Origin of the sequence: Gracilibacillus phocaeensis (assembly GCF_900626275.1) — a bacterium.
Taxonomy (GTDB): Bacteria; Bacillota; Bacilli; order Bacillales; family Amphibacillaceae; genus Gracilibacillus; species Gracilibacillus timonensis.
Map to the genome: position 1 here is coordinate 90,346 of NZ_LR131142.1, position 23,718 is coordinate 114,063.

Below are 23,718 nucleotides of genomic sequence, written 5' to 3' on the forward strand. Positions count from 1 at the left end.
AGATTCTTTTAGAATCAGTGAGTGAGTGTGGTGCAAAAGGGAAACCATTCAGTGGGCCTTTTAGGCCGAGGCCGGTAACATAGGCTTTCAGCCGCAGAGCAAACCACCAGTTCACACTGGTGGTTTTGATTGCAAGAAAAAACATATAGTCTTTGGTAATAAGATGTAGAAAGATGTTAACATTGAACGAACAATAGTGCTGATAAGATGGATTGTAAAATAGCCTATCCATCTGTTCCATGTGGTAAAGTTGATTGCTTGTCTGCGCTAGGAAACGCTCCAGAAATAGGTTCCACTTTTACCCGCGAGGCATAAGTCAACAAGCTATTCAAGCAAAGAACGTTCTCATCGTGTTTCCTATACCTTGGCACGCACTAAAAAAGGTGATCTATTTCACATAATCCACCTTTTCGGTAGTCAGCATTTTCTTTTGATTATATAAGTTGAATGAAATAATGTATCATGGACCGAATGGCGCTTTTGATCCATTTATGCGGTATGAGAAGATAACCAGATAATACATTCATTTATTCCTTGGTTATCTCCTCATTCACACGAATGGATCAAACGAGGTATTATTAGGAAATAATGCGAGCAATGATTTGCTTGTCACATGTTTTTGTTACATTTATAAGTTCAACTTATATGTAATAAAGGAACGATCGGAGTTTGGCCAGTTTTTCTTACATCAAAATAAGGAAAGGAAGTGATCAACCCGATGACCAAGATCCAATTAGCAGATGAGCAGCATGTAGCTGGCATTATCGATGTTTGTACAGCTGGTTATCGATTTGCCTCGAAGGATATATTGCCTGACGCCTATGTAAAACGCAGGTGTGAAGAATTTTATCATACAGAACGGGTAACTAAAGAGGTGCAGCAAGTCACTCAAGCTTGGGGTGGCTACTTTGTTGCCTTAGAGAACCATCAGGTGATCGGAGCAGGAGGAGGCGGATTGATAAGTGAGAAATCTGCTGAAGTCTTCGTCCTGTATCTGGACCCAATAAGGCGTAATCTAGGGATTGGAAGTAAATTATTGCAAGCGATAACCAGTCAACAGAAGGATTTTGGTGCCCATGAACAATGGGTGTCTGTGCAAAAAGGGAATCAGAAGGCCATTCCTTTTTACGAAGTAAGAGGATTTGAATTCCAACAAGAGGTTAGTTCGTTTGAAAGTAAATTAACTGACCAAGTGAAGTCTTTGCGGTACAGAAGGGATATCTAGGTACAGCAAGACTGGGCTTGTGGTAAAATAAATGCAGTAGAATAAAGGAGAGAAAAGCTTATGATTAAACATATTGTACAATGGAACCATCGTGATCATGTTAGTGAAGAAGAACGAAAAGAGAATGCGCAAAAGATCAAACAACAACTGGAAGGCTTAAAGGATCAAATCGAAGGGGTTATTTCGATCGATGTCATCATTGAACCACTGGCAACAAGTGACCGCGATATTATCTTGGACAGTGTCTTTGAAACAGAGGAAGCACTGCAAAACTATCAAGTGCATCCGGAACATGTGCGGGTAGCTGCTTTTGTTAAGGAATGTGTGCAAGATCGTGTTTGTGTGGATTATTTGGTATAGCTTTGTAGTATCGATTTTCCATGAATTTCATGTTGTTTAGCCTACATAAAGGTATAAAGTTCATTTTCGAGATGGCGAGAGTGAAGAATTTGGAGTGGTTTCCAGCTACAATACAAATAACGATAAAAAAGCTGGGATGATGAATTCCCAGCCTTTTACATAACTTAAGAAATAGCTGTTGCTGTTTCTTGTACGACTTCATCCAAAGCTTGAATATTACGAACTCCCTCTGTTTTTAGCCATTCGGTAGAGGCAACTTCTCCGTCTTTGGTAAATGCTTCTGTTGCACCGCTCCATGTTGCTCTTCCACATAGAACCCCATTAAAGGTTGAGCCAGCACCTTTTGCAAAGTGCAATGTTTCTTGGAATAATGCTGGTGTCACACCTGCACTCAAGAAAATAAAAGGCAATTCGGTTGCTTCTGTCTGTTGTTTGAAAAAGGCTTGGGCTTCTACCTGTGTATAGGCTGTCGCACCCTCTGCAAAACCTTCGACAAAGTTCATATTAACAGGAACTTCTACTTTTAATACATCTATATTAAATCTTGCTTGACTGTATAATCGCATGGCTTCAATGACTTTTCTCGGTTTAACTTTGGCAAATTCCAATCCCTTTTCATTACCGATGCGATCATCATACGTCAGAATCTCTAAAAATAATGGAATATCCTCGGCAATGCACTCACTGCCAACCCGTTCCACGAAAGCTTCTTTTACCTCATTAATTTCCTTGCTTTCATCTACATCAACATAGATTAATAACTTAATCGCATCGGCGCCACGGGCTTTCAGGTTTTTCACAGAGCAATTAGTGATCAAATCGGGAAATCTCCCGGCTTCTTGCTTATCATAACCAGTTTGTTCATAAGCCAAAATCAATCCGCAGTCTGGAGCTCGTTTACCAGCTGCTTCTAATCCATATTCAGGATCAAGTAGGATAGAAGAAGCATACGGAGTCAGTTGCTCGGAAACTAATTGTTTAAAAGCAGATATTTGCTTTCCAGATATAGCTTCTCCCATCATTCGTTTTAATGCACCCCGCTGGTCAATTGCCAGTGCAGAAATGATGCCCTTGTCATTTATTAATGCTGATAAGTTTTTCATTGTTCTATGCCTCCAATTAATAATTCTTTGATTTTCTGTTCTGATTGTGACTGTTTAAGTGTGTCAACAAAGTCTTGATTAACTAATCTTCTCGATAAATTTGATAAAATATCTAGGTGTTCATTGCTATTGCCTTCAGGAACTAAGATACTTATAACAAAGGTTGTTGGCTGTTCATCTAGTGCTGGCCAATCCATTCCTTGCTCCAAACGGACTACGATTAATTTGGCTTCTCGAACGGAGGAGCTGGCAACATGAGGAATGGCAATCCCGTTTTCCATGCCAGTACTGCCTTCCTGTTCCCGCTTCTGCAGCCCTGTGTATACTTCATTAGCATTGTCAGCGATGTTTAATGCCACTGCTTTGTCAGCAATAAAGTGTAGTACGTCATCTTTTGAATTCAGTTTTTCTTGCAAGAAGATTTGCTTACTTTCTAAAAGTTGTCCGACTTGCTTGCTGGTTTGTGCCGATGTTTGCTCTTGCTTATTCTTTTCTTGGTGGCGTTTTTGTTCAAATGCCATTAAAAGACCTGCCACAACTGCACCAATGAGAATAGCAAGCACCCAGTATAAGGCGTGTGTGACGACAGGTAAGACGATAAATCCACCGTGAGGAGCTGGTACTTCTACCTGAAATAAATAGGTTAAAATGGCCCCAATCGATGAACCGACCATTAAAATAGGAATAATCGTTAAAGGTCGTTTGGCAGCAAAAGGAATAGCTCCTTCGGTAATATGGGTAGATCCTAATAAGAAATTCACATATCCTGCGCTTGTCTCTGATTGGCTGTAAAAACGACGAGCAAATAGTACGGCAAAACCGGTTGCCAACGGCGGGACAATGCATGCGGCGGATACTCCAGCCATAAAGAAGTGATTTCCTTGTGCTAACAAGGCAGTGCCTGTGACATAGGCAGCTTTATTCACGGGACCACCCATATCAAATGCACTCATAATACCAACAATTAATCCCAATAAGAGTGGGTTGGAATCTTGGAAACCTGCTAAAAAGTCCATCATTCCTTGATTAATAGCTTCCATTGGGACGGATAGATACCACATGGAAAATCCGCCAAGAAAAATACCGAATACAGGTAAGAGGAATATGGCCTTTAACCCATCAAGTGATTTTGGTAAACGTTTGAGCAAATAATTTAATAATAAAATAATGCCACCTGCTAAGAAACCGCCCACGATACCGCCCAAAAAACCAGTACCATTCGTATCGGCGATCATCCCGACAATAAATCCGATCACTAAGCCAGGTCGGTTTCCGATAGACTGTGCAATATAAGCACTTAATACTGGTACCATCAGTCCCATTGCTAGACCGCCTACCGTATTCATGATGGCCGCTATTTCATTATACTGAGAAGATTCTGGATCGGCAGAATAAATTCCAAACATAAAGGAAATAGCCACCATTACACCACCTGCAACGACAAAAGGAAGCATGTGTGATACTCCGTTCATCAAGTGGACGTAGATCTTGTGCCACAAATTGACGGAGTCCGGTCTGTTGTTCTCGGTTGATGCCGTGGATTCGCCTGTTCCCTTATAGACAGGCACATCGCCGGATAGAGCTCGTTCGATTAATTCTTCTGGATTTTTAATCCCTTTGGATACAGACACATTGATTACTTTTTTTCCGTGAAAACGATCAATGTCTACATTTTTATCAGCGGCAATGATGATTACTTCTGCTTCTTGAATTTCTTGTGCTGTGAACTGATTTTCTGTTCCACGTTGGCCATGGGTTTCTACTTTGATAGAAATCCCTTTTTCCTTGGCCGCATTTTCTAACGCTTCAGCGGCCATAAAAGTATGTGCTATACCTGTTGGACAGCCAGTAACTCCTAAAAAGCGATACGTCATTTTTTTCACCTCTTATTTTTAATTAATTTCTTTTACTTCAATTTGCTCCATTAATTGATCAACATCTTCAAAGTTGGTTAACCCTGTTTGGAAAGCAGTTGAGGAACCAGCAGCGACACTTTTCTGTAAGGCATAAGCAGTATTGCCGGTATCCTGTAAGGTACTGTAAAAAGTAGCCAGCATCGTATCTCCAGAACAGGCGGTATTCATCACCTCACCACTTGGTGCAGGGCAATGAAGCACCATTGATTCGTTAATAAAATAGGCCCCCTTATTTCCCATGGAGAGCAGGATATTTTGGCAGCCTTGTGCCAGTAGTTGCTGCGCTGCTTCGATCAGTGCTGGTTCGGAATCGAGTGTACGCTCCGGAAACAAGGTTTGTAGTTCCTCCTCATTTGGCTTGATTAAGTAGGGCTGATAAGGGAGTAACTGACTTAATATAGGGTGACTCACATCCCAAATAAGCGAAAAGCCGATATCTGCTGCCAATTTAGCGATATCAACCAAAATCGAGGGTCCCAATCCTTGTGGCAGACTACCGGATACAAATAAGACATCCTCCTCGGTTAACTTTTGGATGTTATTTAATAACTGCTGGATAGCTGTGTCCGTGATAGTGGGGCCTCTATTGACAATTTTATACTCCCCTTGATTGGATTTCACAAACGCATTAATCCTAGTAAACCCTTCCACCTCTGTGAAATGCGTATGAATTCCCAAGTTTGTTAATTCTTTTTGAATAAAATGACCGCTAAATCCGGCTATATATCCCATGGCCGTGGATGAAAATCCAAGTTTTTTCAAGATAATGGAGATATTCACTCCTTTTCCATTCGGCTGAAATTCATCATAGATACTTCGATTGACCTTATCGGGAAGAAAGTCCTCCATTTCAATGAACATATCGATAGCCGTATTTAACGTGCAAGTATAAATCATAACAATCACCCTTTCTTATTCGTATTATGACACATAAGATAATGAAAATGTTTGCAAGATATGTGGTATAGTAAAGTTGGAGTGAAAATCATTTCATGAGAGGTGTTTTATGATGAATTTCCAACAACGCATGCAGCATTATTACCATGAGTTAAGTAGTAGTGATAAACATTTATTACGATATATCGAAGAACATGATGCCTCAATGGGGGACATGTCAATTACAAGATTGAGTGAAGCCACCAATGTATCCACTTCTACCATTGTTCGGTGCATGAAGAAGCTACATTATCAAGGATTTACCGATTTTAAATTTCATTTTGTCTCAGAGAAATCCCAGCAATTTCCGGAAGTCTTGAAGCAAATAAAGGATATAGACTCACAAATCCAAACGGCCATCTTCAAAAACCAGGAAGAAGTAACGAATACTTTGAATTATTTAGATTCGTCGATTATAGAGGATGCCCTGAATGCCGTTCGATACAGTAAAAAAATCACGATATTTGGACGCGGATTTTCCGAACACATTTCGAAAGAGATGGCTCTTAAACTACAATTACTAGAAAAGCATTGTGAGGAACATAATGATCCCAATATAATTCGTATTAAGGCGAGAAAATTCACCCGCGATGACTTGGTGATTTTTGTATCTTTAAACGGAGAAACAGATGAGCTAGTAGAGGCGGCTACGTTTTGTAAACAGAATAATGTAAAGACAATCGCCTTAACAACTAATAAAGAAAGTAGCTTATTTCAGTTATGTGATATTAATCTGTTGGGGTATAAATCAAAAAAGAGTTATTTCCCTGATTATGAAGTGCGTTCAAGGCTTCCGTTACAGGTGCTGGCCAGGATATTTCTTGATGCGTATGTGATTCGGTATAATTAGTGGGGAATTTTATGTTAAAAATAGATAGATTTTTTATTTTGAGAAAGAGTAATACTTGATTAGATCCCTTTAATGTTCGTGAATTAACCAAAATGAACAAAGATGGATCACATAAATCTAATTAAAATCCTAAAAAACACGAACATTAATGTGAAAATATTATATTATATATTGACAAAGTGTGCTGGTTTGCTATGATAGAAACAATCAAATGATTTCCTGCTATTTATCAACGAGAAAAAGTGCTATAATAAAAGTTAGTTGTTAAGAAAGTCGATTTATAAGTGAAAAACTTCACGAACTAGTTATCTAAATTTTCAAAATATATATGTTGGAGGGGACAAGCGTGACATTTAAGGTATTAATCAGTGATCCATTAAGTGAAGACGGTATTCAGCCACTAAGAGAAGCGGATAACATCCAGGTAGATGTAGATACAGGGTTATCTGCAGATGAGTTGATGGACAAGATTGGCGACTATGATGCCCTTTTAGTAAGAAGTCAAACCAAGGTAACACGTGATATTATCAGTAAAGCTTCCAAACTGCAGATTATTGGTCGTGCTGGTGTTGGGGTTGATAACATTGATTTGAGTGCGGCGACGGAGCGAGGTATTATTGTCGTTAATGCACCGGATGGAAATACCAACTCTGCTGCCGAGCATACGATTGCGATGTTAACATCCTTAGCCCGTAAGATACCTCAGGCTTACCATGCATTGAAAAATGGGAAATGGGATCGTAAGACATACGTTGGGGTAGAGTTAAAAGGGAAAACGTTAGGTGTTATCGGAATGGGGCGTATTGGGGCAGAGGTAGCAGCCCGTGCCAAAGGCCAGCGTATGAGTGTGATTGCCTATGATCCATTCCTAACCAAGGATCGTGCCGATAAATTAGGAATAGACTATGGTTCGGTAGAAGATGTGATTGAGGCCGCAGATTTTATCACGGTTCATACACCACTTATTAAAGATACCAAACATCTGATTAATAAAGATGCCTTTGCTAAAATGAAGGATGGCGTGCGTATTGTCAACTGTGCCCGCGGTGGTATTATTGATGAAGATGCCTTGTATGAAGCGATTAAATCAGGCAAGGTAGCCGGTGCTGCTTTGGATGTGTTTGAAGAAGAACCAGCAACGGATCATCGCTTGTTGGAACTTCCGGAAGTAATTGCGACACCACATCTGGGAGCAAGTACGATTGAGGCACAGGAATCGGTGGCGATTGATGTCAGTCATGATGTGGTTCGTTATTTAACCGACGGTGTAGCGAAGAACCCGGTTAACTTACCAGCCGTACCGAAAGAGGTCATGAATAAGATTGAGCCATACTTCTATCTATCAGAAAAAATGGGTACTTTTTTAACCTATCTAACCAATGGCGTTATTGAAGAGATTAATATTTCGTATTCAGGTGATTTAACGGAATTGGAAGTGGCACCATTAACCCGTAATACCATCAAAGGCTTATTGAAACGTCACTTAGGTGATCATGTCAATGATGTCAATGCTTCTTATCTCGCCGAAAAGCGTGGTATTCAAGTGAATGAAAATAAGTCTTCTACTACGAAAGGTTTTACCAACTTATTAACCGTAGAAGTAAAGACTAAGAATGTAACCCGTTCGGTTTCTGGGACATTGCTGAATGGTTTAGGTCCTCGTCTTGTTCGTGTCGATGCTTATAGTGTCGATGTGGTACCGGAGGGTGACTTAGTTGTTATTAAGCACAATGATCAGCCGGGTGTCATCGGTAAGGTAGGTAATATGTTTGCTGAGCGAGGCATCAATATTGCAGCTATGCAGGTAGGTCGTTCAGATGTTGGCGGGGAAGCGATTATGATCTTAACGATTGATAAATTCCTAGAAGAAGAAGAGATTGCCGCCCTGCAAGCAATGGAAGAGGTTGAAAAATTAACAGCTATGCAATTGTAAAGGAGAAGACCTTCTCGAACTGTTTAATCTGTTCGAGGAGGTCTTTTCTAGTAAGGTAAGAAAGTTTAAAATCATTGATATAATAGGATTTGAAGCGATTTGATCTGGAACGAACCGGAGTACCGATAAGATGGACTCGTTACTTAACATCATCCATCTTATCAGCAGTTCAGTAACAACTTGGAGTGATCGGTAAAGGAGCGGGCAGGTTTTACCTGTTTTTCTTCATCCATAAAAAATATATCCAATTCTATATATTTCTAAGTACATAAACGCTTTTTAAGATCATAACGGACGATAGGTTTACATCATTTTAACTTCCTTCACTTCCCTAACCATATGCTATAATATAGTGAAACAAAGAACGTTGGAAGTGATGAGATAGATGAAAAGTTATGTACGCCTGACACTTATTTTGTTTATTTTTATTGCCTGTCTGGTGAGCTTGAGATTTATTTGGATGAATAATTTCGTGTATGAAACGCAGTCAAATATTCAAGAAGGTGAATTAGATTTACGGACATGGGATAGGGATAAAGAAGAGATATGGTTATTAGATGGAGAGTGGGATTTCTACCCCTCTCAATTTATTATGGAGGAAAACATACTATCAAATATTAACCCGGCGCCCATCGAGGTACCTGGGGGCTGGAAAGAACAATTACATACTACTTTTGGTTATGGTTCGTACCGCCTGAAAATTAGGACTGATCCCGAGCAAGTTGTCAATTATAGTTTATACATTCCAAGTATTCGAAGTGCAACAGAAATCTATGTTAATGGTCGGAGGCTGGCATCTGCAGGTGTGATTAATACAAGCGAAGAAGGATATACGGCAAAGAATATACCGCAACACCTTGTTTTTACCGCGGATGAAGAGGGTCTTATTGATATTGTAATTCAAGCCGCCAACTTTAAAGATACGAGAAATGGCGGGATTGCTCGCTCGATTAAATTTGGTATGGAGCCATCTATTTCAAATGAAGTGCAGCTTTCTCACTATCTTCAAATTCTCATGCTTGTTATTCTTTTGACGCATGCTACTTATACCTTGATTTTGTATCTAACCGGGAATCGGGACAAACGTTTGCTGTTCTTTTCATTGGTGACCTTTTGCTTAGTAATGACCATGCTTTTGAGTACGGGAGATAAATTGTTTCATCAGTTGTTTTATATTTCCTATGAATGGGATTTTCGGCTGGCAAATGCCTTGAATCTATTGGGGTGTTATGCCTTGCTCAACTGTACCAATCATCAGGAATTACCCTACTGGCGGAAAATGATCCCATACTATACAATGGCTATTCTAGGAACGGCCGTTGTTACCATGTTTTTATCCATACCACAAATCCTTATGCTTTTTCCGGTCTACTATTTCCTTTCTTTTTTTACGGTTGGAGTGACCTTTTTTGCTATTGTAAGTGCCTATAAGCAACATCCAAGCACTAATTTGTTTTTAGTTTTAAGCTTTGTTGCCGTCATCCATCATTTTATTTGGGTGATAGCTTGGAGAGCTTTGGGAATCCACTTGCTTTATTATCCATTTGATTTCATTATTGCAGCAGCTTGTTATCTGTTTGTTTGGTTTAAGGGTTATTTTCAAATGTATGAAGAAACCAAAAGCTTAGCAAACAGTTTAAAACGAATGAATGAGGAGAAAGATCAATTCTTAGCCAATACATCTCATGAGTTTCGTAATCCGTTAAATAGTATGTTATTGCTATCGAAGGCCGTGTTAAACAGGGACGAAAAAACTTTATCGTCACGGAGTAAAGAAGAATTACAATCGGTCCTAAAGGTGGGAAGACAACTACGGCTTCTGTTGACTGATTTACTGGAGGCGAGACATCTCCAGCATGGTAAACCAAGGCTAAATAAGCAACCCATCGTATTAGAACCGATCGTGACTGGAGTTTTGGATCTACTCCAATTCTCGTTGGATGTCAAACATTTACGAATAGTTAATGACATCAGCAAGGAGTTTCCGCCGATATATGCAGATGAAAATCGAGTAACACAGATTTTATTTAATCTAATCGATAATGCTATCAAGTATACAAAAGAGGGAAGTATCGTTATTTCGGCCAATGTGAAGGGACAAGAGGCAGTCATTAGTGTGACAGATACGGGAGTTGGTATCGGTCCAGACACACTAAAACGATTATTCCAACCCTATGAACAAGGACATACACCGCATGGCTTGCAAGAAGGCGGCTTTGGTTTGGGATTAAGTATTACAAAACAACTAATAGAACTCCATGACGGCAGCATAGAGGTGGATTCTAAAGAAGGAGTAGGTACAACCTTCCGTTTCACGTTAAAGCTAGCCTCTGCACAGGAATCCATTTCCCTATCCAGAGAAGAAGTACTAACAACGATAAGCCCGAAAGAACATGAAGAACCAATACATTCCAATCCTCAGACGGGGACGTTACCATCTATCATGGTGATTGATGATACCCCTGCTAACTTACTGGCGATGAACAGTGTTTTTTCAGAAGATGCCTATCGGATACAGCTTGTTTCAAACGGTTATCAGGCATTAGATGAATTAACAAAGCAGGAGTGGGATCTGGTAATTTCAGATATTATGATGCCCGAAATATCAGGATATACATTGACGCAAAAGATTAGAGAACGCTATTCATTGACCGAATTACCGGTATTATTGTTGACTGGCGGAACGGTTGATATGGAAACAGGTTTTGCTGCAGGTGCCAATGATTATGTATCCAAACCGGTGGAAGCCGTTGAACTTCGGGCACGAGCGGATTCGTTGATTGCCTTAAAACGGGTAGCACAGGAACAATTGCAGTTAGAAACATCTTGGCTGCAAGCACAGATACAGCCGCATTTCTTATTTAATACGCTGAATGCTGTCATTGCCTTGAGTGAATCCAATGTGGAGGAAATGAGACAGTTACTAAACGAATTTAGTCATTTTTTAAGAAGTAAATTTCAGTTTCAGCAAATGGATCGTTTTATTCCTATAGAGGAAGAGTTAAGTATTGTCCAGTCTTATTTATATATTGAACAGGTCCGGTTTCGTGATTTACTGCAGGTGAAATGGGAAATTGGAGATACAGCAGATGTTACTGTTCCGTTTCTTTCTATCCAGCCGTTAGTGGAAAATGCGGTACAACACGGAATTAGGAAAAAGCCAGGCAGTGGTACGGTTATTATTCGATGTTATAAGATACAAAATCAGTCTCAGGCTGTCATTGAAGTGGAAGACAATGGCGTAGGGATGAGCCAAACGAAGGTCCAACAGGTGCTGACACAATCATCAACAAGCCATACTGGTGTAGGTATTCTGAATGTGGAACAGCGATTAAGAAAGCATTATGGAAAGGGATTGACCATCAACAGTGTAGTAAATGAAGGGACGTTGTTTTCTTTTACCGTTGACAGGTAAAGTAGATGTAATGGGTTAAAAATCGAGGAGAGCGTAAAAAGTTGGTTCTTGTTCGTAGTTATTTTTACAGAACTCTGGGGCAATCAAGGGATTACGTGTTGGATTTTCTTTTGTTGTGCCATAAAGCATTACATAAAAAGTGATGTTTCATGTGGAACAATCTTCCTTGCTATCAGCAAACGAATAAAGCGGGAAATCTGGAAACAGGCTTCCCGCTTATCATTTGAATATCTAGAGAACTTCTAATAACTCCTCCAAACGCGAAATTTCATATGTAGGCTTTACGTCTTCCGCTGTTTTGCCCTCATGATTAATCCAGACACTCTTAATACCTGTTCGGTTGGCGCCGAGGATATCAGTCATCAGATTGTCTCCTACCATCAAGGCCTCTTCATTGGTAACGCCGGCGACCTCCAATACATGCTTAAAGATGGCTGGGTCCGGTTTACCCCTGCCAAAATCACCCGAGATAATAATGTGGTCAAAATAAGGTCGCAATTCCGGAGTGATCGTTAGTTTGGTATTTTGCAGATCTGGTGATCCGTTGGTAAGCATGATTAATTGATAATCAGGCTGTAATTTTTTAAGCACGGCATAGGTTTCTTCATAAACAAATGGGCTTTCCTTACGTTTTTCCGGGAATTGTTCCGCTAAATAGGTACCAAGTGTTTCGTCATCAATACCAATTTGCTTCAAGCCATTTGTCCAAGCTTGTTTACGGTAGTCCGGTACAATGGCCGCCATTTCCTTAAAATAGGTATGGTCATCTAGAAAATTTCCCCATAAGGCCTCAAAGGGATTAACCCCGATCATCTGTGTAAATTCGTAGGTTTCATAGCCTTGGTATAAGGTGCGTGCCTGTTCACGAACGGCCTTCTCTAATTGTTCGGGATCCATATCGTACTTTTCCGCGGCTAACTGGCAGGTTTTTTCAAATGCGGTTTTGACGCTTTTTTTATCCCATAGCAGGGTGTCATCTAAGTCAAATATAATGGTCTTTGTCATCTTGATTGCCTCCTCTTTTGATTCCTGCCTACATTATACTGAATAATCGGAGATTGTGCATATATTTGTCGGGGGGATTGATATGCCACTTTATTTGTCGCAGCAAGCTAGTTCATATATAATAAGGATAGTAAAAGTGTTCGATGAGAAGCACAGCGCTTTATCGCTGTGCTTTTTCCAAGTAGAGAAAGTGATTGGTGATTTTCTCGCATAAATTGAAGTGATAGAGGTGTTTCAAAATGGAGCGACAGCCGATAAAGAAAGATTTCTTTATGTATCTCGGTATATTTCTTGTCCTGCTGCTGGTGTCTATTTTTTTACCGTTGCAGGTTATTATGGTATTTCTTTTACCGATTCCAGTAGTTCTTCTTGTTAAGAACTATCCGATTCCTCATTTTATGATAGCCATGTTAGCGCTGCTTGCTGTTTCCTTTCTGGTTCAGCCGGCATTATCAATCCCGCTTACCATGCTTGCCTTATTGAGTGGAGGGACGATCGGCTGGGCGTTGAAAAAAGAACGCCATCCTTATGAGATTTGGGCAAATGGAACGGTTGGATTTGTATTGGGGTTTCTTGCTATCTATCTCTTTATTGAATTGGTATTAAATATTTCACTTTTGGATACATTTATGGATTCAGTAGATGAGTCGATGGAGATGACGGAGAATTTATTGGGGGCATTAGGAGCAGAAGAACAGAACTTTGAACTGATCCAACAACAATTAAATAATTTAATACAGCTATTCCCCGTTGCATTAGTTCTCCTATCCATGATTTATGCATTTATCACAGAATGGTTTACCTTCAAATGGCTGAACCGAGGCAATCGGATCGAGAATCAATATACCTTCCCTATGTTTCGTCATTTTAGATTTCCAAAAGCGATCGTGTGGGCTTACTTCATTTTGTTGCTGTTTACGCTGTTTGTAGGAAATGGGATGGGACCTTTAGTTGGTGCTGCAATATTGAATCTTTACCATTTACTTGGTATTTTGATTGCGTTGCAGGGTTTATCGCTTATTTTCTTTTATACCCATGTAAAGGGGCAGTCAAGGGCTTTACCAGTGATTGCAATTATTACAACGATATTATTTCCGATGATGGGTCTTTATTTGCTGCGAATCTTAGGTATAATTGATTTAGGCTTTGCATTACGAGATAGAATGCAAAAATAGAAGTACGGGTATCTTTGTTAGGAGTTGACGACCATGTCAAAATGGAAAGACAGGATGGCTATCATGGGATGGCATATTATTGGGATTTATATCCTGGCTTTTATCCTATTGATTTTTCTCTTTTACAATCATTGGATAATTGGCATTGTGATGACGGTTCTTTATGCTGTTTCGTTATATTACAGCGTCGAACGAGAGAAACAATTAGTGAATCAGACAGAAAAGTATATATCGATGCTTTCTTATCGGGTCAAAAAAGTGGGCGAGGAAGCCTTGTTAGAGATGCCACTGGGAATTGTTTTATATAATGAAAATGATCAAATCCAATGGACGAACCCTTATATGTGGCAATTTTCTCAAACGAAATCGTTGGTCGGTATGGATTTGGAGAAATTATCAGCGGATATTCTGTCTTATCTGAAAGAGGATAAAGAGCATTTTTGGCTGAAGATAGACCAATATGATTTTTATGTATACCACAAGAAAGAAGAACGCTTGTTATATTTCTTTGATCGTACCGAACAGATGGAAATCTACTGGCGTTATCAAAATGAAAAAACGGTATTAGCAACGATTTTTCTCGATAACTATGAAGAGATCACGCAAAATATGGATGATACACCGAAGAGTTATATCAATTCACAAGTGACATCTGCCCTTAATAAATGGGCGAACGAAAACGGTATTTATTTGAAGCGGACATCCCAAGAACGATTTATGGCGGTGCTGAATCAGAAGATACTGGCAAATTTGGAAAAAACAAAATTTGAAATTTTAGATCAGGTACGTGAACAGGTTTCTAATAATAATATCCCCTTAACCTTGAGTATTGGTGTAGGACTAGGCAACGAGCGGTTACCGGATCTTGGCGAGCTGACCCAATCGAGTCTGGACTTGGCCTTGGGACGCGGCGGCGATCAAGTGGTCATTAAAGACGGAGAGACGGGCAAGACACGTTTCTATGGAGGGAAAACAAATCCAATTGAGAAACGTACAAGGGTAAGGGCAAGAGTCATCTCCCATGCCTTGAAGGAGCTAGTGAAAGAAAGCAGTCGTGTCATGATCATGGGCCACAAAGCGCCAGACATGGATTCGATTGGTTCATCCATCGGGGTATTGAAAATTGTGGAGGCAAATGATACAGAAGGATTTATCGTATTAGACGAGGATGATGTGAACACAGGGGTGCAGCGTTTAGTGGAAGGAATTAGGGAAGACGAAGAGCTGTGGTCTCGTTTTATTGATCCCGTTTCTGCGATGGAGATGATTACTAAGGATACCTTGCTTGTCATTGTGGATACACACAAACCAGCTTTGGTGCAGGAAGAGAAGTTAATTGCCAAGACAGATCATGTCGTGGTGATTGATCATCACCGGCGTGGAGAAGAGTTTATTGATCACCCGACATTAGTCTATATGGAACCATACGCCTCATCAGCCAGTGAACTAGTAACGGAATTATTGGAATATCAACCGAATAAACTAGCGCTCAATATGCTGGAATCCACAGCCTTATTAGCGGGAATTATTGTCGATACGAAAAGTTTCACCTTAAGAACAGGTTCTCGGACCTTTGATGCTGCTTCCTATTTACGATCCAGAGGAGCGGACACTGTACTGGTGCAGAAGTTCTTGAAGGAAGATCTGGATATTTATGTGAAGCGAAGCAGATTAATTGAAAATACAAATATTTATCGTGATAATATTGCGATATCGGTAGGAAATTCACGAGAAACGTATGGTCCTGTTGTGATTGCACAAGCGGCAGATATCCTGCTTACCATGAGCGGTATTGAGGCCTCCTTTGTCATTTCAGAGCGTGAAGATGGCAGAATCGGTATTAGTGCCCGTTCCTTGGGTAATGTGAATGTACAGGTGATTATGGAGAAAATGAATGGCGGCGGGCACTTAACGAATGCTGCCACTCAATTAGATGAAATGGCCGTAATCGATGCTTATGAATGGTTAAAAGAAATCATAGATGAATTTTATGAGGGAGGAAATGAAGAATGAAAGTCATATTCACAGAAGACGTTAAAGGAAAAGGGAAAAAAGGCGAAGTAAAAAACGTATCAGATGGTTATGCTCGTAACTTTTTATTAAAATATAACAAAGCCGTCGAAGCAAATACCGCTAATCTAAAAGCACTTGAGGCAAAGAAAAATAAAGCAAAGAAAGAAGAACAGCAAGAGGTCGAAGAAGCAGAACAATTAAAAAAAGACTTAGCTGACATCGAAGTGAAGGTTACCGCTAAATCAGGAGATAATGGTCGTTTATTCGGTTCAATAACTAGTAAACAAATCGCCGAGGCACTGAAGAAAGGACATGATATCAAGCTGGATAAACGTAAAATTGAGCTTGATCAGCCTATCCGTGCGCTTGGTTATACCAACGTGCCGGTAAAGCTTCATCACGATGTAACAGGAACGATCCGTGTACATGTGGTAGAAGCATAACGAATGAAAGAATCGAAGTCTTGTCACAGCACAAGTGACGGGCTTCGTTAAAAAGGCAGCAAAGACACGGTGAAGTCCTGTGGGCAAAAGGTATTGCAAAACGCCTTTTGTACCTGTGCCTGGTGAAGGAGTGTACAAGTAATGTCAGATGTTGGGAGACAGCCGCCACATAATATGGAAGCCGAGCAAGCGGTACTGGGGGCTATATTCTTAGAACCAGAGGCGATTTCTAGTGCTTCGGAAATATTGATGCCAGAGGATTTCTATCGCGCTAGCCATCAAATTATCTTTCGTGTGATGATGGAATTAGCCGATAAATCAGAGCCAATCGATATTGTAACAACTACAACAATATTGGCAAATAAGCAGCAGCTGGATGACGTTGGTGGCGTTTCTTACCTAAGTGATGTAGCAAATGCTGTACCGACGGCTGCAAACATTTCGTATTATTGCCGTATCGTAGAGGAGAAATCCATCCTGCGCCGGTTGATACGGACGGCTACTGATATTGTCACCGACAGTTACAGCAAGGAAGACGAAGTAGCCGAGGTTCTAAATGAGTCAGAAAAACGGATTTTAGAGGTTTCGAATCGAAAAAATGCCTCTTCGTTCAAGAATATCAAAGACGTGTTAATCGAGGTCTATGATAATATCGATCAACTTCATAAGAATAGCGGCGAGGTAACCGGGATTGCTTCAGGATTCCGTGATTTAGATCGAATTACCTCTGGATTTCAGCGTAATGATTTAATTATTGTTGCTGCACGTCCGTCGGTAGGGAAGACGGCCTTTGCCTTGAATATTGCTCAAAATGTAGCGATTAAAACATCGGAAAACGTCGCGATTTTTAGTTTGGAGATGGGGGCAGATCAGCTTGTCTCCCGTATGCTCTGTGCCGAAGGAAATATCGATGCACAGCGTCTGCGGACGGGGGCGTTGGAAGAGGAAGACTGGAGCAGGCTTTCCATGGCGATGGGGAGTCTATCAAATGCTGGTATTTATATTGACGATACCCCAGGCATCCGCGTCAGTGAAATTCGTTCGAAATGTCGACGGTTAAAGCAAGAACATGGCTTGGGGATGATCTTGATCGATTATTTGCAATTAATCCAGGGAAGTATGGGTTCCACGGATAATCGCCAACAGGAAGTTTCAGAGATTTCCCGTTCCTTAAAAGGGTTGGCAAGGGAACTTAATGTACCATTAATTGCTTTATCACAGCTGTCTCGTGGGGTAGAATCGAGACAGGACAAGCGTCCGATGATGTCGGACTTGCGTGAGTCGGGAAGTATCGAGCAGGATGCCGATATCGTTGGTTTCTTATACCGAGATGATTATTATGATCAAGAGTCAGAGAAACAGAATATCATTGAAATCATTATTGCCAAGCAGCGTAACGGTCCAGTTGGCACCGTAGACTTAGCCTTTGTCAAAGAATTTAATAAATTCGTGGATCTTGACCACCGCTATCAAGAAGGTGATATCCCGCCAGGATAAGGAGTAAATCCCCTTATGTTGGCGGTTTTTTGTGCGATAAGAAAATATTCTTGATGTTATAGGATGTGGAACAATTTTACTTTGAATGCCGTATCAGACCAGATAGACGTTGTTTATTGATGGCATTTTGTAAAAAAGATAAATTCACTACGAATGAAGGTTTATTGACTCGGAAATAATCGCTACTCACCCTCAAATTCCCTCCATTTATCTAAAAACCACTGCATATTGGTCTAAAAGAAGCTATGCTATAACCACAAGCAAGTCATCCCATGCAGGAGGTTTTGGAAGTGGAGAATATAATAGAAGTGACATCCTTAGAGAAGGTTTTTGGTAAAAAGCAAGCATTACAAGACGTTTCCTTTCAAGTGAAGAAAGGAGAAACATTCGGTTTTTTAGGACCTAGTGGTTCCGGAAAAACAACGACCATCAAAATATTAACAGGGCAAATGAAGCAAACATCCGGTACAGCAAACGTGTTTGGCATGCCGGCCGCTAAATTAAATACACCAGAATATCGTAAAAGATTTGGAGTAGTTACGGATAATAGTGGTTTGTATACGAGATTATCGATTTATGACAACTTAAAACTTTACGCCGATTTATATGACGTACCGCTTCAACGAATTACAGAGGGATTGGAAGCCGTTAATTTGAAAGAGGAGCAGAAGACATTGGTTTCCAAGCTTTCTAAGGGAATGATCCAGCGTGTATTACTAGCCAGAACTCTGTTGCATCAGCCGGAGTTATTATTTTTGGATGAACCGACTTCCGCATTGGATCCGGCTAACTCCAAGCATATCCATCGTGGTCTGAAGGAATTAAATAGACAAGGAACAACGATCTTTTTGACTACTCACAATATGGAAGAGGCTGACCATATTTGTAACCAGGTTGCCTTTTTAAATAAAGGAGTTGTTCAGCTGTTAGATGAACCAAAACAGTTGAAGAAACAATATCGGGAAGATCTGATTGAGATAGAATTAAAAGACGGCACTACATTAGAACTGCCATTAAAAGCATCAAGTGCTGAGGAAATTCAACAATATATTTCCCGGGAAATGGTGGAGCGTATTTATACAAAAGAACCAACATTAGGAGATATCTTTGTAGAAGTGACAGGGAGGGAACTGGTATGATGTTTTCCGTCAAACGATTTACAGCCATTTTTCAAAAGGATTTTAAGGATTTATATCGAAATATGTATGTGTCCTCTACAGCAATCATGCCACTTATTTTCGCAGTGATATATGGACGAATGGATCAGGTAACCATCGAGATGCATTTGTTTGTCATTAGTATTTCACTTGCCTTGGTGGCTGCTTTTCTGCAGTGCGCGATGATAGCAGAAGAGAAAGAGAAAAACACTTTGCGAGGACTGATGTTATCTCCGGCTACGCTAACAGAAATATTGGCAGGGAAAAGTGCTGTCAGTATTCTGATGACTGTTGTTGTTGTGGGAATTAGTATGTTTCTTATGGATTTTTCATTGGCAGGAAGAGGCGCCCTAATAGCAGGGGTTGTGCTGACGCTTATTTTCTTTATTGGATTGGGAACATGGATGGGATTGATCACCAAAAGTGTTATTGAGGCCTCTGTCTATATCCTTCCAGTCATGTTTATCTTTGGCATGGGAAACATGTTCATGGCATTTGCAGATCAGTACAGCTTTTTAGAGATATTAGCATATACACCAGGAATTCAGTTGGAGGAAATCGCAGGATTAGAGGATTCGGGAGCTGGCTTGTCTGAATTAACGAAACCGTTTGCCATTATCGGTGCCTGGGTTGTCGTATCCATCACCTTGACTGTTATCACGTTTAGGAAACGGATGACAGATTAAACAAGTAAACGCAGTAACCTACCAAGCCAATGACAGGACAAAATCGTTCTGTCATTGGCTTTTGCTATCTTCATTGATAAACCAGTTCTTAAGATACATAAAAAAGTATATATTCACGAACATTTTTGATAATGCACTTCATATTGTTCGTCATTTAATTGACATTGCCGGATAAGCTTGGTAAAATTAGTTCGGAGTGAATAAATTAATAAGGCGGAGGTGCCGTTTATGTCTTCAGTAGTCGTTGTTGGAACACAATGGGGAGACGAAGGGAAAGGAAAGATCACCGACTTTCTTTCACAAAATGCAGAAGTAGTCGCACGTTATCAAGGTGGTAACAATGCAGGTCATACGATTAAGTTTGATGGTGTTACATATAAACTACACTTAATACCTTCAGGAATATTTTTCCAAGAGAAGGTGTGTGTACTAGGAAATGGTATGGTAATTGATCCAAAGGCGATGGTCGAGGAATTAAAATACTTAGATGATAAAGGGGTAAACACCGATAATTTACGAATCAGTAATCGGGCGCACGTGCTTTTGCCGTATCATATCAAATTAGATATGTTACAAGAAGAGGCGAAGGGCGTTAATAAAATTGGTACGACAGGCAAGGGGATCGGCCCTGCCTATATGGATAAAGCAGCGCGCGTTGGTATCCGTGTTGCCGATTTATTGGATAAGGATGCCTTCCGTGAGAAACTGGAAAGCAATTTGGAAGAGAAGAACCGTTTATTTGAAAAGGTATACGAGATCGAGCGCATGGAAGTTGAAGACATCATTGACGAGTATTATGCCTATGGTCAGCAATTAAAGAAATATGTGGTCGATACATCGGTTGTCTTAAATGATGCCCTTGACGCAGGTCGACGAGTGCTTTTTGAAGGGGCACAAGGGGTTATGCTGGATATTGACCAGGGTACTTACCCGTTTGTTACATCATCGAACCCGATCGCCGGCGGGGTAACGATTGGTTCAGGTGTGGGGCCATCCAAGATTGATCATGTGGTTGGCGTATCCAAGGCCTATACAACTCGTGTCGGTGATGGTCCGTTCCCGACAGAACTGGATGATGAAATAGGCCATCAGATTCGTGAAGTTGGCCGTGAATACGGAACAACCACTGGACGTCCGCGCCGTGTTGGTTGGTTTGACAGTGTAGTTGTCCGCCATGCTCGTCGTGTCAGCGGGATCACTGATTTGTCATTGAATTCGATTGATGTACTAACAGGTATTGAGACATTGAAGATTTGTACGTCATATAAATATCGTGGGGAAATCATCGAGGAATTTCCTGCCAGCTTAAAGGCCTTGGCAGAATGTGAACCAGTATATGAAGAAATGCCGGGCTGGACCGAGGATATCACGGGTGTGAAGAGCTTGCATGAACTGCCAGCAAATGCTCGTCATTATGTAGAGCGGATTTCCCAACTTACTGGTATTCCTTTATCAATCTTTTCTGTTGGACCAGACCGTTCTCAAACCAACGTCGTTCGCAGTGTCTATAGTAATTAACATAACAAACCGCTTCGTATCCATTACGAAGCGGTTTTCCTATATTTTTACGCGCTTTTTGTGTTTTTCTTATTCACTCAACTTTTGCACCTGAAAATAGGGGTGTATATATTGCCATTCTAAGATAATCAAGCTCTGCATTATAGTGATTACTTTTTGGTTAAGTAATCTTTTGTCTCGTTGATGTGAAGTTATTTTATAAGGTGCAAAATATTAATTATTTATTCAATTAAATAAACAATATTGAAAATAATCGATTTGACTTTAATATTATTTAGTTTTATAATTAAATAAGTTTAAACAGGTGGTGAAACATACATGCCAAAAGAAAGTAATTGGATATTTCAATTAGAAGATGAAGAGATTCGATTTATAAAGAATTTTATATTAAGTTCTGGCTCGCTTAAAGAATTGTCAAAAATATATACCGTTTCTTATCCAACCGTACGTAATCGATTAGATCATTTAATGGAACGAATAAAGCTAGTCGATGAAAAACAAGAAGACCCCTATGTACATTATATTAAAAAGCTCGCTTTGGATGATCAATTTACTTATGAAACGGCGAAACATCTAATTGAAAAATATAAAGAAAGGGTGAAAGAGAATGGATGAATTAATCTTGGGTCCAGATCTTCGAGTGATGATAATACTCATTGGATTTCTATTAGGAGCGTTGGAAATGATTTTAGTAAAAAAATTCGGGGTGAACTTATGGGTATTACCTATAATTACCTGGATAATCTCCGCAGGTCTTGCCTTAACCGTAAGTGCCACATTAGGAGCTTTCCCATCTTTAATGCTACTTGTCATCGTTCTTATTTTTTACATTAATGACCACTTTAATAAATTTAAATATCGAAACAATGCTGATGAAAAAATGAAAATTAAAGATTTAAAATAACGGATTTCCGCTCTAGTTAACGAATCATAAAAAAATCGACAATAGCTCAGTCGAAACCGAGCCATTATCAAAAGGGGAATCTACTATAATAGACGTATCACTTACTAAAAAAGTTTCAACTTTTGCAAAAAAATTTAAATAAAGTGAGATTTCATTCCAAAGAAAGTACTAATTCTTGGTATAACAGGACTTGGAATGGTGTTGACCTGGAACGAATCGCGAAACCGATCAGTTGGATGATGGAACGTAACGAGTCCGTCTATGTTATATCGTAAAGTTGATCGTTTGTCGGTGCTAGGCAGCGCTGCGGAGATAGGTTTCGCTTCGATGCACAGGACGTGCAAGTGCAGGCGTTACGACAGGAGGTCGTGATCTTAGCCTGCGAACCTTCGAGACAAGGCTTTAGCCTCCTCATCAGCAAGATCGCTTCCTGTGCGCTTTTCCCAATCAAAATAAAGGTGGATTATTGGTAAATACAGTCGATATCCTTTAAACTAGATAGACAGACACCTAAGACCCTTGTTACCATTATCGTAGCAAGGGTTTTTTACCAGATCAAGCATGCCGTACATATCGATGTTTTTTAGGGTGAAATGGAAATATAACCCTATGAAAAAATAAACACACTAGACAATAGAAGGAATAAGACATTTCCGTTCATTTCGGTTAGAATAGTAGTATAGGAAAAAGTGAAACTTCATTCAAAGGGCAAGACGCTGCGATTTTAGTCTGTTACCAAACCTATCATGAATGTTAGTTGAACCAATTGGGCAGTTAATGGCGGTTGGCATCTCCAAGTTTTCTTCGTTCTAGAAAAGGGAGTCATACAGCCAGTTACACTGCGATAAAATTATAGAAAAAAGGACGTGCTTTTATGAGTCAGAAAATCTTAGTAGTAGACGACGAAAAGCCAATCGCTGATATATTGAAATTCAATCTGGAGAAAGAGGGCTATGAGGTGGTACTGGCTTACGATGGTGATGAAGCCATTTCACAGGCGACTTCGGAAGATCCGGATCTTGTCTTGTTAGATATTATGCTGCCTAATAAAGATGGCAATGAAGTATGCCGTGAAATTCGTAAAACCCACAGCATGCCGATTATTATGTTGACAGCCAAGGACGCTGAGATTGATAAGGTACTTGGATTGGAGATGGGGGCAGATGACTATGTAACCAAACCGTTCAGCAATCGGGAATTAATTGCGCGGGTAAAGGCTAATCTGCGTCGTTTACAGGTAGAACCGACGAATCAAAAACGGGATAACAGTGATATTTCTATCGGTTCCTTGGTGATTCATCCCGATGCCTATACGGTGACGCGTGAGGGCGAATACATCGAATTGACTCACCGTGAGTTTGAGTTATTACATTATTTAGCGCGCCATATTGGTCAGGTCATGACACGTGAGCATTTATTGGAAACCGTCTGGGGCTATGATTACTATGGCGATGTCCGCACGGTGGACGTAACCGTTAGACGTCTTCGGGAAAAAATAGAGGATAATCCTAGTAATCCATTATGGATTGTGACTAGAAGAGGTGTAGGTTATTATCTGCGGAATCCTGAACAGGAGTAAATT

Annotated in this window: 19 protein-coding genes; 15 read left to right on the forward strand and 4 right to left on the reverse strand. The window is 40.2% G+C overall.

Features of this window, described 5'->3' with window-relative positions; all coding sequences use genetic code 11:
- Window positions 1-718: 718 nt before the first annotated feature.
- Complete coding sequence (locus E0E32_RS02775) at window positions 719-1,225, forward strand: GNAT family N-acetyltransferase (protein WP_130858892.1); 507 nt, start codon at window positions 719-721, stop codon at window positions 1,223-1,225.
- A gap of 60 nt (window positions 1,226-1,285) precedes the next feature.
- Window positions 1,286-1,585, forward strand: a complete 300-nt coding sequence (locus E0E32_RS02780; protein WP_066195413.1) for a Dabb family protein — start codon at window positions 1,286-1,288, stop codon at window positions 1,583-1,585.
- 164 nt (window positions 1,586-1,749) lie between these two features.
- On the opposite strand, the gene lacD is transcribed toward E0E32_RS02780, so the two are convergent.
- The 3 genes from lacD to pfkB are packed head-to-tail and all read right to left on the reverse strand — an operon-like array spanning window position 1,750 to window position 5,501.
- Window positions 1,750-2,709 carry a tagatose-bisphosphate aldolase gene (lacD, locus tag E0E32_RS02785; RefSeq protein ID WP_434059202.1) on the reverse strand — a complete coding sequence of 320 codons (960 nt, stop codon included), beginning with the start codon at window positions 2,707-2,709 and terminating at the stop codon, window positions 1,750-1,752.
- Window positions 2,685-4,562, reverse strand: a complete 1,878-nt coding sequence (locus E0E32_RS02790) for a fructose-specific PTS transporter subunit EIIC (protein ID WP_130858894.1) — start codon at window positions 4,560-4,562, stop codon at window positions 2,685-2,687. Before E0E32_RS02790 ends, lacD begins: the two co-directional genes overlap by 25 nt.
- 18 nt (window positions 4,563-4,580) lie before the next feature.
- Window positions 4,581-5,501, reverse strand: a complete 921-nt coding sequence (gene pfkB / locus E0E32_RS02795) for a 1-phosphofructokinase (protein ID WP_207302259.1) — start codon at window positions 5,499-5,501, stop codon at window positions 4,581-4,583.
- Between the two features lie 112 nt (window positions 5,502-5,613).
- On the opposite strand from pfkB, the gene E0E32_RS02800 reads away from it, so the two are divergent.
- From E0E32_RS02800 to E0E32_RS02810, 3 genes are all read left to right on the forward strand, one after another.
- The gene (locus E0E32_RS02800; RefSeq protein ID WP_066195426.1) at window positions 5,614-6,390 is read left to right on the forward strand and encodes a MurR/RpiR family transcriptional regulator; all 777 of its coding nucleotides are present in this window, start codon (window positions 5,614-5,616) and stop codon (window positions 6,388-6,390) included.
- A gap of 346 nt (window positions 6,391-6,736) precedes the next feature.
- Window positions 6,737-8,323, forward strand: coding sequence for a phosphoglycerate dehydrogenase (gene serA, locus E0E32_RS02805; RefSeq protein WP_130858895.1), 1,587 nt, complete (start codon window positions 6,737-6,739; stop codon window positions 8,321-8,323).
- Between the two features lie 460 nt (window positions 8,324-8,783).
- Window positions 8,784-11,738: a hybrid sensor histidine kinase/response regulator gene (locus E0E32_RS02810; protein ID WP_350308615.1), complete on the forward strand. Its 2,955-nt coding sequence runs from the start codon at window positions 8,784-8,786 to the stop codon at window positions 11,736-11,738.
- Between the two features lie 231 nt (window positions 11,739-11,969).
- Here the strand turns inward: E0E32_RS02810 and E0E32_RS02815 are convergent, their stop codons facing one another.
- Window positions 11,970-12,743, reverse strand: a complete 774-nt coding sequence (locus E0E32_RS02815) for an HAD family hydrolase (RefSeq protein WP_066195435.1) — start codon at window positions 12,741-12,743, stop codon at window positions 11,970-11,972.
- Between the two features lie 239 nt (window positions 12,744-12,982).
- Here E0E32_RS02815 and E0E32_RS02820 point away from each other — a divergent pair, with 239 nt between their 5' ends.
- The 10 genes from E0E32_RS02820 (at window position 12,983) to yycF (ending at window position 23,715) form a co-directional block, all read left to right on the forward strand.
- A complete protein-coding gene (locus E0E32_RS02820; protein ID WP_066195439.1) occupies window positions 12,983-13,918 on the forward strand; it encodes a YybS family protein in 936 nt (311 codons plus the stop codon).
- A gap of 33 nt (window positions 13,919-13,951) precedes the next feature.
- The gene (locus E0E32_RS02825; protein ID WP_066195441.1) at window positions 13,952-15,931 is read left to right on the forward strand and encodes a DHH family phosphoesterase; all 1,980 of its coding nucleotides are present in this window, start codon (window positions 13,952-13,954) and stop codon (window positions 15,929-15,931) included.
- Window positions 15,928-16,374: a 50S ribosomal protein L9 gene (gene rplI / locus E0E32_RS02830; protein ID WP_066195444.1), complete on the forward strand. Its 447-nt coding sequence runs from the start codon at window positions 15,928-15,930 to the stop codon at window positions 16,372-16,374. Before E0E32_RS02825 ends, rplI begins: the two co-directional genes overlap by 4 nt.
- A gap of 141 nt (window positions 16,375-16,515) precedes the next feature.
- Entirely contained in the window at window positions 16,516-17,871 is a 1,356-nt protein-coding gene (gene dnaB / locus E0E32_RS02835; protein WP_066195449.1) for a replicative DNA helicase, read from the forward strand.
- A gap of 290 nt (window positions 17,872-18,161) precedes the next feature.
- Window positions 18,162-19,010: an ABC transporter ATP-binding protein gene (locus tag E0E32_RS02840; RefSeq protein WP_066195452.1), complete on the forward strand. Its 849-nt coding sequence runs from the start codon at window positions 18,162-18,164 to the stop codon at window positions 19,008-19,010.
- A complete protein-coding gene (locus tag E0E32_RS02845; protein ID WP_130858897.1) occupies window positions 19,007-19,714 on the forward strand; it encodes an ABC transporter permease in 708 nt (235 codons plus the stop codon). The genes E0E32_RS02840 and E0E32_RS02845 overlap by 4 nt, the downstream gene beginning before the upstream one ends.
- Window positions 19,715-19,942: 228 nt before the next feature.
- Window positions 19,943-21,232 carry an adenylosuccinate synthase gene (locus E0E32_RS02850; protein WP_066195459.1) on the forward strand — a complete coding sequence of 430 codons (1,290 nt, stop codon included), beginning with the start codon at window positions 19,943-19,945 and terminating at the stop codon, window positions 21,230-21,232.
- A gap of 318 nt (window positions 21,233-21,550) precedes the next feature.
- Window positions 21,551-21,847 (forward strand): DUF2089 family protein, encoded by a 297-nt coding sequence (locus tag E0E32_RS02855; protein WP_066195462.1) that lies wholly within the window; start codon window positions 21,551-21,553, stop codon window positions 21,845-21,847.
- Window positions 21,840-22,136 (forward strand): hypothetical protein, encoded by a 297-nt coding sequence (locus E0E32_RS02860; RefSeq protein ID WP_066195465.1) that lies wholly within the window; start codon window positions 21,840-21,842, stop codon window positions 22,134-22,136. Before E0E32_RS02855 ends, E0E32_RS02860 begins: the two co-directional genes overlap by 8 nt.
- A gap of 874 nt (window positions 22,137-23,010) precedes the next feature.
- A complete protein-coding gene (gene yycF / locus E0E32_RS02865; RefSeq protein WP_066195467.1) occupies window positions 23,011-23,715 on the forward strand; it encodes a response regulator YycF in 705 nt (234 codons plus the stop codon).
- Window positions 23,716-23,718: the final 3 nt, after the last annotated feature.

Bases quoted from the DNA above. Each gene is read 5' to 3' on its own strand.
- rplI (WP_066195444.1), top strand. From the start codon at position 15,928: ATGAAAGTCATATTCACAGAAGACGTTAAAGGAAAAGGGAAAAAAGGC.
- dnaB (WP_066195449.1), top strand. From the start codon at position 16,516: ATGTCAGATGTTGGGAGACAGCCGCCACATAATATGGAAGCCGAGCAA.
- E0E32_RS02855 (WP_066195462.1), top strand. From the start codon at position 21,551: ATGCCAAAAGAAAGTAATTGGATATTTCAATTAGAAGATGAAGAGATT.
- E0E32_RS02775 (WP_130858892.1), top strand. From the start codon at position 719: ATGACCAAGATCCAATTAGCAGATGAGCAGCATGTAGCTGGCATTATC.
- E0E32_RS02825 (WP_066195441.1), top strand. From the start codon at position 13,952: ATGTCAAAATGGAAAGACAGGATGGCTATCATGGGATGGCATATTATT.
- E0E32_RS02810 (WP_350308615.1), top strand. From the start codon at position 8,784: ATGAATAATTTCGTGTATGAAACGCAGTCAAATATTCAAGAAGGTGAA.
- E0E32_RS02820 (WP_066195439.1), top strand. From the start codon at position 12,983: ATGGAGCGACAGCCGATAAAGAAAGATTTCTTTATGTATCTCGGTATA.
- E0E32_RS02860 (WP_066195465.1), top strand. From the start codon at position 21,840: ATGGATGAATTAATCTTGGGTCCAGATCTTCGAGTGATGATAATACTC.
- E0E32_RS02790 (WP_130858894.1), bottom strand. From the start codon at position 4,562: ATGACGTATCGCTTTTTAGGAGTTACTGGCTGTCCAACAGGTATAGCA.
- E0E32_RS02800 (WP_066195426.1), top strand. From the start codon at position 5,614: ATGAATTTCCAACAACGCATGCAGCATTATTACCATGAGTTAAGTAGT.
- E0E32_RS02815 (WP_066195435.1), bottom strand. From the start codon at position 12,743: ATGACAAAGACCATTATATTTGACTTAGATGACACCCTGCTATGGGAT.
- E0E32_RS02850 (WP_066195459.1), top strand. From the start codon at position 19,943: ATGTCTTCAGTAGTCGTTGTTGGAACACAATGGGGAGACGAAGGGAAA.
- pfkB (WP_207302259.1), bottom strand. From the start codon at position 5,501: ATGATTTATACTTGCACGTTAAATACGGCTATCGATATGTTCATTGAA.
- E0E32_RS02845 (WP_130858897.1), top strand. From the start codon at position 19,007: ATGATGTTTTCCGTCAAACGATTTACAGCCATTTTTCAAAAGGATTTT.
- E0E32_RS02780 (WP_066195413.1), top strand. From the start codon at position 1,286: ATGATTAAACATATTGTACAATGGAACCATCGTGATCATGTTAGTGAA.
- yycF (WP_066195467.1), top strand. From the start codon at position 23,011: ATGAGTCAGAAAATCTTAGTAGTAGACGACGAAAAGCCAATCGCTGAT.